We start from the raw sequence: 11,371 nt of genomic DNA, 5'->3' as shown, positions 1-11,371 counted from the left end.
TTCTCTGGTAACCTTTGAGTTCAGCGAAGATGTCACCGGTTTTGACAACAGTGATGTGAACGTCAGCGGTGGAACCCTGAGCGACTTCACCCTGGTGGATGGCAGCAGCTACCAGGCCACCTTCACGGCCGACGATGCGGTGGAAACCACCGGCTCGGTGTCCGTGGCAGCCGATAGCTACACCGATATTGCCGGTAACAATGGTGGAGCGGGTACGGATACGGTGACGATTGACACCAAAAATCCGACCCTCGCAGTCGATATCGTTGATCCTTCCCTCAACGACGACGATAACAGTTCTCTGGTAACCTTTGAGTTCAGCGAAGATGTCGCCGGTTTTGACAACAGTGATGTGAACGTCAGCGGTGGAACCCTGAGCGACTTCACCCAGGTGGATGGCAGCAGCTACCAGGCCACCTTCACGGCCGACGATGCGGTGGAAACCACCGGCTCGGTGTCCGTGGCAGCGGCCAGCTACACCGACGTGGCGGGCAAAGATGGTGGAGCCGGCTCGGATACGGTGACGATTGATACGCTCAATCCGACAGTGGGCATCAACTTTGCCAGCCAACTGCTCACTGGCCAGAACTTTAGCACTACAGTTACCTTCCAGTTCAGCGAAGCCGTAAGCGGTTTCGCCGCCAGCGACGTGACCCTGACCAACGGGGTGCTGAGCAACTTCACCGGCAGCGGCAGCAGCTACACCGCCACGTTCACTGCCACCAACTTCCAGTCAGCAACGGGAACAGTGGCAGTGTCCAACGACTATTTCGATACCCTTGGCAACCAGGGTGTTGCCAATTCGGCCAACATCGCTATGACCGTGGGCGGCGGTCCTGACCCGAATGATGGTCCGTCTGGAGGCGATAGTGTGATTGGCTCAGGTACAATTGGCGCGGATTCCATCACCGGATCAACCGGTAATGACACCATCAATGGCGGCGAAGGCGCTGACACCATCAATGGCGGCGACGGCAACGACATCATCGACGGCGGCAACGGCTACGACATTATCAGGGGCGGCACAGGCAACGACACCATCATCGGAATCGGCGGATTTGATCTGATCTACGGCGGGTCCGGCAATGATTCCCTCACTGGTAATAATGGTAATGACACCATCGTCGGCGGGTTCGGCAATGATTCCCTCGCTGGTAGCGGCGGCAACGACACCTTCCAGTTTCTCAGCATCTACGACCGGCAGGATGTGATCGCCGACTTCGGCATCGATGCCAACACGATCGTGTTCGATACCACTGGTGCCAGCGCCTTCACGTCCTTGGGTAGCGTGTCTTTGGGAACCACAAACTATACCGACGCCCTTGCAGCTGGCTACCTCACCTACAGCGGCGGGGTACTCTCCTACGATGCCGATGGTTCCGCGGGATCAACCTTCAGTCCGTTGGCGATCGTCACGTTGACGGGATCTCCTACTCTCAGTAACACCAACGTACTGTTCCAGAACCTCTAGCTCAAGCAGGCATTCCCCGCCTTATTTCTCCGGCCACTGCTGGCCATTATTGCGGGGAATGTTCTTAACTTCTTCTGCTCTGCACCTGCTGGTAATGATTTGGTAGTAAATGTTGATGGATGCAGCGACAACGGTTAAAGCTTATAAAAGTGTATCTCAAGTGGAGGAGGCATTTCGCTGTTATAAGTCAATTGATTTAAAGGTGCGTCCTATCTATCATTATCAGGGTGATAGAATCAAAGCCCATATCTTTTTGTGTATGTTGGCTTATTATGTGGAATGGCATTTAAAACAGTGCTTGGCTCCTTGGTTATTTGAGGATGAAGAAATTGATGATAGTTCTCTGAATGTGATTAAAGCTAGTCACAGTGAATCCGCTCAATCTAAAGAGAGAAAAAAACGGAATCAAGAAAACCTCCCTGTGCATAGTTTTCGGACTTTGTTGGAAGACCTGGGGACAATTTGCTTGCATACAGTAGAATGTACGATTAGAGAAGGAAGTTATCGTTTTTCTAAGATAACTTGACCGACTGAACTACAACAATCATGCGTTAGATTTATTAGGGGTTTCCCTAATTTGTACCCAGTAACGGGGCGGCGGAAATTCTTTTAATCCCTCCTACAGCACAGGTTATGGCCTTTTGTCAACAGGGAAGTCCAGTAATAGGTAAGAGATAAGAGTAGGGCTAATTCCGGAATTAGCCCTACTTTTTTAGGTTCCAACTAATCCTATTTGACCTAATAGGTAAAGACTACTCGAAACCGTCGAGCCGGATTGGGGAATAGCCTTGATGTTTCCAACTAATCCTATTTGACCTAATAGGTAATGGTGGTTCGATTGTCCATATCGACACCTACGATAAGAAGTTTCCAACTAATCCTATTTGACCCAATAGGTAAGGTTGCGAAAATTTCAAAGGCACTTGGTTAGAATGGGTGGAATTGCTTCCAACTAATCCTATTTGACCTAATAGGTAAGGCGATTACTTGGACAAGCGGACTAAATGAGGGGTTAACGTTTCCAACTAATCCTATTTGACCTAATAGGTAAGGGATAAGAGTAAGGCTAATTAATGAATTAGCCTTACTCTTTTAGTTTCCAACTAATCCTAATTTGTAATTAATTTTGCTTAGGTACTTAACTATAAACGGGATTATTTCGGCCAAAGTTTTTGAAATTTTCCCGCTTGACCATTATTCTCGTCTAGAAAACCTAGAAAATAAGCACAATCATCAGAGTCATCAGGAAAAATTGTTAATAATTCTAGATATTTATAGGTGTCTTTCGGTCTTTTTTTGCCCTGTTCAGTAGTGATAATATTCACAAGGGGATACATTCGATGCCAAAGACAACCAATTTGATCGATACTTCCTGTCACCGAGGTTTTATAGATACTTAAATTATCCAATTTTTGATAGGCTTTGTGAAGCCATTTTATGGCTAGAGAATCATCTTTATCTTCGGCAATTCTTCCCCAAACTTCGACATTTTTAGGATGCCAACTTTCTCGCCAGTTAGCACTATTATCGGGAGTTATGGGGATATCTTTTTGTAAGGACATCCATTGTTTAGCAATAGTGCGAACATCTTTGATAAAGGGATGAACATGAGTTAAATCTCTGACTTTATTATCGTTGATTAAAGAACTTTTATCCCCCCATTGCCAATGACAGCCAATTAAGGGTTTATTGGGATAATAATCCTCATAGAAAATACTATGATCTGCTCGTCGCCATGATTTACCAAATCCTCCTAATAACATGGCAAAACGAGTGAGAAAACAAATTAATTTTTTTAAGGATTCTTGCTGGTTTTCGGGGAGAGATTGGGATTGGGTGAGAATCCAGCGCAATTCTCCTGTTACTGTGTAGGTGGGTTCCTTGTAACCCTTGGCAAAGGTTCCTAACTCTAGAGATTTGACACAAAAATCGACCGCTAGTAAAGCTTGGGTTGCTTCTCCGTCAATTCCTCCAAATAGCTGATTAACTAACTTTTCGGCATTTTTAGCATCAGTTAAACCGCCAAAAATACGCAAGGCATGACCGCGAATTGCTCCTCGAAAAATATTGGGTCGAAATTCCCTTGCACCATCGAGGCTTTTAGGAGCCATTACTTGCCCTTTCAGAAAACATTTATATAAAGGTTCTTTTGAAGATTTAATGTCTTTTGGTAAGCCGTAACCGCTACTAACACGGCATCCTAGACCAGATTCTAAAGCTCTTTCCCAGATAGTCCAAATCTCCTCCCAATCGGGTTGTTCTATTGAGGTAGAAATGCCAAATTTTAGGGTAGGTTGATAGAGAGAAATTAAAGCAAAACCACTTTCTCCACTGGGTTTTTGTCGAGTGTTTGGGGTTTTTACTTGCCATCCCTGTTGCGGGTGAACAATATCTAAAAGATTTTCCGTCCAATCATTAACGGGATAACCGCCATGGAAGCGCAAAAGACTAGGGTTATCGCTATCTTTTTCGAGGTGATAACGTTGTTTTTGTTCGGGGGTGCAAGCTTGACAAAAGGCTCCTTTCATGCTGGAACCGGGATAAAATGGTATGCCATAAGCACCCATTACAGGCCGAATTATTCCTTCATCTTGTCCCCCATTAGTGACGAATCGCCACGATATTTGATATTCTTTGGTTTTTACTTCTTGACCAAATTGGGGAGGATTTTCATCGACTCGTTCTATCCATTCCTTTACCCATTTTTGGCTATCATTTTCATCTTTTTTAGAGTCAATATATTGTAATTGCGATCGCCCTTTGGTTTGTGCGCGAAACATCAGGGGGATTTTGTCACCAATATCGGGAATATTAACCATATAATTTATCGTTCCTTTGATCCTTTATATCTTTGAGTCCACCAAACTAAACAATCGCATAGTTGCGTTAAAACAGCGAGGGTAATTCTCTGGTCTTCTAGCTTTAATTCCCAGAGTTTTTCTGCCATTACTTGAACAGATTCGGTATCATTTACCTGTACGGTATCGTTAGGGATAGGAATCCCCGCTTCTGCCATGGTTTCGACTAATTTATCCCAAGTTTCTTTCCAGTATTGTGCCTTATTGGGTTCCTTGGATTGTAAGCGCAGATGTTCACCCCAGAATCTTTCTAGTCCATAGGAAACGGATTCACGCATTTTAAAAGATTGATTGAGAGAATCTCGATCCCGTAGTTTGGCAGCGAGAACTAATTTCTGAGCAATGCGATCGAGATTGTATTCTTTCCAAGCCATAATATTAGATAAAATATAATTATTGATTAGCGTAGTTTAAAATAGTAACTTGGCAACGACCAAAACCGATAGATTCTAATCCTCCGAAATATAATTCTTTTTGGTTTACCGATTCTCCAAAAGGTTGCCATCCTGTTTCTTTGCAAGCAATGGGAAAAACTAAAATACTACCCACGGGTAAAGCTTCCACATTGAAAAAAGCTCCTTTTTCTGTATCCACTTTTTTCTGACCTTCTAGTAGTTTAACCCGGCTTTGTCGGTAGAGTGCCATATCGTGCAGCATGGATATATCGTTATCATCAACGACGACTAATTGAGAAGCTTTTAAATCCGCTTGCGGGGGAATCCACGGGGAAAGCTCCTCTAAGTGTTCAATTTCGAGAAATCCTAAGTTAAAAAATAAAACTTTGCTATTGCGGTTAACTCCCTGCACTACTCGCGCTTGTAAACTAGGGGAAGCAGTATAGGGATTGGGTACTTTTGCAGAGATTCCCGTGATTTGTTTGTAGCGTTTTAATAATAGGGGAGAAGTGACCCAAACTATCGGCTGCCCCGGACAAAATACCGGCAACCAAACGAGGGAAGCATATTCAAATTTAACTTTTGCTTCGGTGGTTCCTCCGTCTTCTTGTCCTGGGATTGTTTCGTGTCCGTACCATGTACGTTTTTCATCTATATTGTTCATATCGGCACGAAAACGGCCGCGAATAGAACTACCGGGGATAATTGCTGTTTGGGTAAATTGGTCACGAAAAATGAGGTTAAGATTACCCGTTTCTTCTCCTGCGGTTGCTCCCACATGAAGGGGTGCTAAGGTTTCAAGTATGCCATAACTTTTGTGATACATTTTTGGGTAAAAGTGAGTATTTTAGATGCTTAGGGATTATTCTAAACTAGGTTAACATTAATGTCAGGATTTTCTAAGATTTTGTTAATATTTTATCGTGGTATTTAGGCTATTAGGACAGCACAAAGCTATAGATTTATTCCTAATCAATTGCAACACCCTTTAATAATTCATCGATTTCTTTAGCCATTTCCTCTGTGTAAGGAGTGAGAGAAGAAGGGTTTTTAAAGGCATCTTCTACCAAAAAATCTAAAAACATACGCATCATTTTATTTTTGCTAATTTTTGAGCCTTGATTATTACCACTTTTTCAATAATCTAATAAAGCTTTTCGAGGAAATCTAGTTTTTAGTTTTGCCATAGCTATCACTTATGCTCGTCTCATTTACCCTACTCAATAATTAGCTGGTTATAATTAAATTAAAAATGGATTTTAGGTTCGATCCCCCCTGCCATCTTGATAAGGTAGGGTTGATTCATGAATCAACCCTACCCTTGATAACGGGGGTGTCTGATAATTTTTAACGCCTACCTACTTAATTATAGGCTTTATTTGGCAATATTTTCTAAGGGTAAGGCTAATCCGCAGCCCCAACGTTTGAGAGAAACCCCTTCGCTGGGGAACCAAGATTCCTGCCAATTTTCCCAAGATGGTAAGGGGTTTTTTAAGCGATAAACTGTTCCTGCGGGAACTGCATAACGTCCCCTAGATAAGCGCTTAACTTTATCTTTTCCTCCGAATCGATAACGATAGGTTATTGGTCTTTCGGTGTTGAGGGTTTCTAATTGCCAATCGCTGGGATTGCGAGTTGATAGGCGATTTGTTCCCCAGATTGCGGCAGTAATGAGGGCAAAATATTGACCGACATCTTGATTAAATAAAGTTTGGAGATGGCTGCTTAGTTCAAGTGATTTAACTTCCACTAGATGGGATTCTCCACCAAAGCGATACCAGCCATTTTCTAGGGGTTGATTAGCTAAATAAACTAGACAAGCATCTGGATGTAACTGGACGGCATTTTCGAGGAATAATTCTCCAGTTTTTACCTTTCTTTGCTCCTCTAACAAACGCGGATGGAGATGGGGATGATATTGCCACGGAGAACCATAGGCTTTTTGAGGATTATACCATTGGTTGATAGGAATCCAACTATCTCGATCGAATTTTCCCTCAATTTGTTTACTGTCTTTCTCTTGCCATTTTTCTTGCCATGTTAAGGTGTGTTGAATTTTTCCATTGTCGTTATTTTCTTGGTCTTGAAAATAATTTGCGAGGGGTTTTTTAGCCAAATAAATAAAGGGAGTGGGGACAAAAAAGTTATCTAGTTGTTCACTGTTTGCCCAAAAAGGGCCGGCAATTTGTAAATCGCGAATATTGGTGGGATTGCTGTGAGCAAATAGTCCCGAAACTGTGGCAGCAGTGGGGGGAAAACGATTTCCTGAACGTCCAACTAGATTTTCTGGAGACAGAAACGGACCAGCACTACCGTAGAGAAATCCCAAAGGTTTAATTATGATCAGATATTGCAGCATTTTTCTATGTTTAGGTGAGATGATTGGCCACTTTTGAGAGGTTAATTACCCAGTTATTTTTATCTTGGTGAGAGGTGGTATCGATGGGTATATTTTGATTAAAATAAAGGTTAAAAACTGCATTGGCAATATCGTGATTATCATCGGTAAAAGCGCGGCGATTTTCTAAAGTTGCTATATCATTATAGAAATGTGTCCAGTTTTTTCCTTCACTGCGATCGCAATAACTATCGAGGATATCTTTTAAGTTTTCCCAGGGACAAACCCACTCTAAATAGTTACCGCTGTTAAAAAGGATTCGCACCGCGAGACGATTTTTACCTTGATTTTTAGCGGATTTTTCTGCTTCTCGACATTGTTGCAATATGTCACGCTGAGGAACTCCTGAAGCTGCCCAAACGAAACCGACGCTAACAGTTATATCCTGAGAATAACCGTGTTTTGGCCAGATTTCCCGATGAAATTGATCAAACCAATATAGACAATCTTGTAGGGTTAATTTTGGTTCTGATTTTTGTGAAAACAAAACCCCTAGAAAGTCATCTCCTCCTCCATAAATAATGCGACCAAAGTTAAGATAATTTTCTAGTTCTTCTCCCCATTGTCGCATTCTTTGACTAAATTCTTTTCTTGAGGATATGGACAGATTTTTTAGGTAATTTCCCATCCCGTCACCGTCCCCTTGAAACCATCCTGTATAGGATTTTTCCTCGTAGCGATTTAGTTCCACAAATTTTTTAGGAAGTTCTAGGTTTAAAGGCTTGCCAATATCATATAATGTAATCATTCTTTTGACTAATTCGGGAATGCTAAGACGTTCGGTTTCATCGAGGATAGCATTAGAAAGTTTTTGACTTAATTGCTGATAAAATTCAGTGATTTGCTGATTTTGTTGGGAAATACTAGAATATAAAGGATGGGTTTGATCCGTCATTCCATACCAAACAATGGCATCGGAACCAGATAAGCTAGAACTTTCTCCTTGCCAATTAATTCCCGTCCAATCTCGTTGATATTTTTTCTGTTGCAGACTTTTAAACGCACAATCGATCGAGTCCTCTTGCGCCCAGAAGAATTCCCAAGTATGATTAATCCATAGGTTCCATTCTCGTCGCCAAGTATAATTGTATTGTGGTAAATTTTGTTCAATCCAAACCCGACACTTATTAACCACTTTTTGCCATGCGTCATCGAAGACTTGTTCGGCCTCTTTTTTGGGAAAATTACCCGCGATTAAGATTTGGTTGGGAGTTCCTCTTTTAACGTCAATTAAAGCCGGAGAAATAAGGCTACATTCAGGATATTTATCCGCTGCCTGACAGATAGCATCGGCAAGATAGGATAATAAAAAAGAACCACCGTATAAGTCCCTTAGTTTACGCGATTTTTCGATGAATCCTTGCACAGGAGCAAAGGTAATTACAGTATAGTTCATTTTATCTTTATTGTCCTCGATAAAGTTTAAATTCCTGAAGATTAATAAGATTTCTGTAGGTAGAATTTTCGTATTGAGTTAGGAGAATTGGCCAGTATTGTTGAACGGCCATTCCGACAAGTATTCCCAAAGTTATAGGCATGGAATAAACTAGCTTAATCTCTTGATAGTTTTTTTGTTGAGCGATGTTGATAGTTTTAAAGATTTCTCTAGAATATTGTAGCCAATCTTCATTTTTTTCAATTGTACCACTGCCTTTACTTTTCAGATAAATTAAATCGCCGTAGTTTTCAATACTCTGATCATTAAGATTAATTTTATGGGAAGAAACATCGATGGCTATAGTTACTCTATCTTGACCTTTTTCGGTGACAACACGCTCAAATTTTTCGTATTCCTTAATATCTTCTTTGAGTTTGCGATCGCTAATTTCCACCACAGGATAATAACTATCAGAAGATTTATTATATTGAAAGATTTTTACTCCTTCGGTAGCGAGAATAGTACCGACCATAATAGCGACGCTAATCGGACCGATATAGGCAAGATAAATAATAGTATTTTGGGGAGTTTTTTTCTTAAGTTTCTCTAGATTATAGCGGAGTATTTGCAGAAAAGCTCTCAGCATTTCTTGATCATAAATATCACAGGAGTAGTTAAAAATTAAGTCTGTTTCGCTAATATTGAGATACTGGTCAAGATTATTTTGATGATCTTTGTATTTATTTTCTGTTTCGATGATATTAAAAAGCGATTGCAGAGCCTTATTACTATCGGCAGGATTAGCAATATTAATCACTATCGGTAGAGGAATCGCCTGATGTTTATAGAGGTCGTATTTCTGAGATTCTAGCCAGATACCGATGATAACTAGAGCCAAAGTAATCAGAAAAATTAGATAATATCCCTGGCCAAATTGATCGGCAATTAGTGCCAAAATAGCGGCGATGGCTAATGCTGCATTGGTGAGGGGATTAAAGATAATATTATAGGGATATTGACGCAGATTACCCAGGACATTTTTAAGATATTTCAGCATAATTTTACTAGAGATTTAGGGTATAATATCGAGAAGACACAGAGACAATTCGGGAAAAACTGCCGAACTAATGCGCTCATAAAGACGATATAATTTTTGTTGATATTCATCACCTTCTAGCTGACAAATAGTCAAAGTAGGCTGTTTGGGTTTACCGATAAAAGAGATGCCACCCAATCCACGAAAATCGACAATCCAATATTCAGCAACACCTAAAGATGAGTATTCTTCAACTTTGCGTGCATAATCATCTTGCCAATTACTACTAACCACTTCTACCACTAATTTAATTGCTGGGGAGCTAGTTAAAATTGGTTGTTTTTCCCAGAGAGGTTCGGTGCTAAAGTCCACTTCATCCAAAATGATGACATCGGGACGTAAAGCAGTAGCTTGACCGGATTCTGGACGGAGCAAACAGTTTTTAGGAATTGTCCAGGGTAGATGTAATCGCAAGATTTCTCCCCACAGTCTTCCTGCGATTTTTCCCGCTACGGATTCCTGAAGTCCAGTGGGTTCCATGTCTCGCAACTCCCCGTCAATTAATTGATAGCGTGGGTCATCTCCATACTGGTTTAAAAAGTCTTCAAAAGTGAATAATTTAGGAGATAGGTAGGTCATGATTTTTATCGGATTAGACCTAAAACTTGTTGTTGTTATCCATGATACTAATGACTCGCCAGAATCGGGGGATTTTTGGGGTTAAAAAATCCTTAAAAAAAACTCCCACCCCCGCTACCCTCCTTAATCAGTAGCTAGACAATTAAGTAGGTAGGCGTTAAAAATTGTCAGATCCCCCCGCCTATCGGCACCCCCCTTATCAAGGGGGGCAGGGGGGATCGAACCTAAAATCCATTTTTAATTTAATTATAACCAGCTACTTAATTACAGATAATTACTTAAGCAAAATTAATTACACATCGAGAGGCGGAAACTGTACGCTAAAGTAGTAGAAAGGGTCAATCCTCAAGAGGATGATGTGCGCTTCTATGGGATTTCCGAAGAAGCTGTCTCTAGATTGTTGGTGATGGGAGGTTCTCCTCCTCAACCACCCCCAAATCTCTACATCATCTAGCTTGTCCCCTAACTCTTGACTGAAAATCGATGCACCCCCTCCCCGACCTAAAACCCCGATTCTCTGGTTAGATGTGTCGATTGCTCTCCCAGTCAGGGTTCTACCCTTTGGTATCGGGACTTTTACCCCCCTCAATACCACCTTTTTGGAGATGCGTCGATTTGGGGGTCTGTCTTCCCCTCTCGATGAGACTTTCCAAGGGGTACTCCTCCTTACCTATTAGGTCAAATAGGATTAGTTGGAAACTATTCTTGAATCTCATCAAGGATGAAGTTAAAAATATCTCCTTACCTATTAGGTCAAATAGGATTAGTTGGAAACAACTACTGACCACCACCGCTGACAGAAATAAATCAACCTTACCTATTAGGTCAAATAGGATTAGTTGGAAACCGCTTCTAACTTAATCCCCCCCGGCAGAATCGTTTTACCTTACCTATTAGGTCAAATAGGATTAGTTGGAAACTAGAAAAAGGGTTTATAAAGAAACCCTTTTTCTGCCTTTCAATTTTGTCGAAATATCTATAAGTAGGTGGGTGGAATTAAATATAAAATGAACGTAGGTTGGGTTGAAGCATGAAACCCAACGCCCGATTATGTTACGCTACCGCTAACCCATCCTACAAATAATTGTGCCTACCTACTTAGGACATTCTGGGCGCACGCGATGCGCCCCTACCATTGGCACAATAATAATAATATTATTGTAGGGGCGAATTGCATTCGCCCAAATAATTGTGCC

General features: G+C 41.5%; 9 protein-coding genes, 1 pseudogene and 1 CRISPR repeat array. Of the genes and pseudogenes, 2 read left to right on the top strand and 8 right to left on the bottom strand.

Annotated features, from left to right (window positions below; all coding sequences use genetic code 11):
- Window positions 1–1,471, top strand: a 1,471-nt coding sequence (locus EWV60_RS22470; RefSeq protein ID WP_287234920.1) for an Ig-like domain-containing protein, incomplete at its 5' end; no start/stop codon positions are given.
- A gap of 112 nt (window positions 1,472–1,583) precedes the next feature.
- A pseudogene (locus tag EWV60_RS22465) lies at window positions 1,584–2,061 on the top strand (IS1634 family transposase); the annotation flags it as partial.
- 127 nt (window positions 2,062–2,188) lie between these two features.
- A CRISPR array of direct repeats spans window positions 2,189–2,522; the repeat unit is 32 nt; unit sequence TTCCAACTAATCCTATTTGACCTAATAGGTAA.
- A gap of 103 nt (window positions 2,523–2,625) precedes the next feature.
- Here EWV60_RS22465 and EWV60_RS22460 read toward each other — a convergent pair.
- The 8 genes from EWV60_RS22460 to EWV60_RS22425 form a co-directional block, all read right to left on the bottom strand.
- The gene (locus tag EWV60_RS22460) at window positions 2,626–4,290 is read right to left on the bottom strand and encodes an RAMP superfamily protein (protein WP_287234916.1); all 1,665 of its coding nucleotides are present in this window, start codon (window positions 4,288–4,290) and stop codon (window positions 2,626–2,628) included.
- 5 nt (window positions 4,291–4,295) lie between these two features.
- Window positions 4,296–4,703 (bottom strand): hypothetical protein, encoded by a 408-nt coding sequence (locus EWV60_RS22455; RefSeq protein WP_002736781.1) that lies wholly within the window; start codon window positions 4,701–4,703, stop codon window positions 4,296–4,298.
- Window positions 4,704–4,722: 19 nt separating this feature from the next.
- Window positions 4,723–5,550: an RAMP superfamily CRISPR-associated protein gene (locus EWV60_RS22450; protein WP_069474141.1), complete on the bottom strand. Its 828-nt coding sequence runs from the start codon at window positions 5,548–5,550 to the stop codon at window positions 4,723–4,725.
- Between the two features lie 142 nt (window positions 5,551–5,692).
- Window positions 5,693–5,818: an AbrB/MazE/SpoVT family DNA-binding domain-containing protein gene (locus EWV60_RS22445; RefSeq protein WP_004268165.1), complete on the bottom strand. Its 126-nt coding sequence runs from the start codon at window positions 5,816–5,818 to the stop codon at window positions 5,693–5,695.
- Window positions 5,819–6,099: 281 nt separating this feature from the next.
- Complete coding sequence (locus EWV60_RS22440) at window positions 6,100–7,083, bottom strand: type III-B CRISPR module-associated Cmr3 family protein (protein WP_287234912.1); 984 nt, start codon at window positions 7,081–7,083, stop codon at window positions 6,100–6,102.
- Between the two features lie 10 nt (window positions 7,084–7,093).
- Window positions 7,094–8,518, bottom strand: a complete 1,425-nt coding sequence (locus tag EWV60_RS22435; RefSeq protein WP_287234909.1) for a Cas10/Cmr2 second palm domain-containing protein — start codon at window positions 8,516–8,518, stop codon at window positions 7,094–7,096.
- Window positions 8,519–8,525: 7 nt separating this feature from the next.
- Complete coding sequence (locus tag EWV60_RS22430) at window positions 8,526–9,557, bottom strand: SAVED domain-containing protein (protein WP_287234906.1); 1,032 nt, start codon at window positions 9,555–9,557, stop codon at window positions 8,526–8,528.
- A 15-nt stretch (window positions 9,558–9,572) separates the two neighbouring features.
- Window positions 9,573–10,175 carry a Uma2 family endonuclease gene (locus tag EWV60_RS22425; RefSeq protein ID WP_287234904.1) on the bottom strand — a complete coding sequence of 201 codons (603 nt, stop codon included), beginning with the start codon at window positions 10,173–10,175 and terminating at the stop codon, window positions 9,573–9,575.
- Window positions 10,176–11,371: the final 1,196 nt, after the last annotated feature.

The organism is Microcystis sp. Msp_OC_L_20101000_S702 (genome assembly GCF_007095705.1).
GTDB lineage: Bacteria > Cyanobacteriota > Cyanobacteriia > Cyanobacteriales > Microcystaceae > Microcystis > Microcystis ichthyoblabe_A.
The sequence above is the reverse complement of the archived record's forward strand: the minus strand, read 5'-3'. Positions and strand labels throughout refer to the sequence as shown.

What these genes read in the sequence shown, in the direction of transcription:
- EWV60_RS22455 (WP_002736781.1), bottom strand. Translation starts at nt 4,703, where the DNA reads ATGGCTTGGAAAGAATACAATCTCGATCGCATTGCTCAGAAATTAGTT.
- EWV60_RS22460 (WP_287234916.1), bottom strand. Translation starts at nt 4,290, where the DNA reads ATGGTTAATATTCCCGATATTGGTGACAAAATCCCCCTGATGTTTCGC.
- EWV60_RS22445 (WP_004268165.1), bottom strand. Translation starts at nt 5,818, where the DNA reads ATGATGCGTATGTTTTTAGATTTTTTGGTAGAAGATGCCTTTAAAAAC.
- EWV60_RS22430 (WP_287234906.1), bottom strand. Translation starts at nt 9,557, where the DNA reads ATGCTGAAATATCTTAAAAATGTCCTGGGTAATCTGCGTCAATATCCC.
- EWV60_RS22440 (WP_287234912.1), bottom strand. Translation starts at nt 7,083, where the DNA reads ATGCTGCAATATCTGATCATAATTAAACCTTTGGGATTTCTCTACGGT.
- EWV60_RS22425 (WP_287234904.1), bottom strand. Translation starts at nt 10,175, where the DNA reads ATGACCTACCTATCTCCTAAATTATTCACTTTTGAAGACTTTTTAAAC.
- EWV60_RS22435 (WP_287234909.1), bottom strand. Translation starts at nt 8,518, where the DNA reads ATGAACTATACTGTAATTACCTTTGCTCCTGTGCAAGGATTCATCGAA.
- EWV60_RS22450 (WP_069474141.1), bottom strand. Translation starts at nt 5,550, where the DNA reads ATGTATCACAAAAGTTATGGCATACTTGAAACCTTAGCACCCCTTCAT.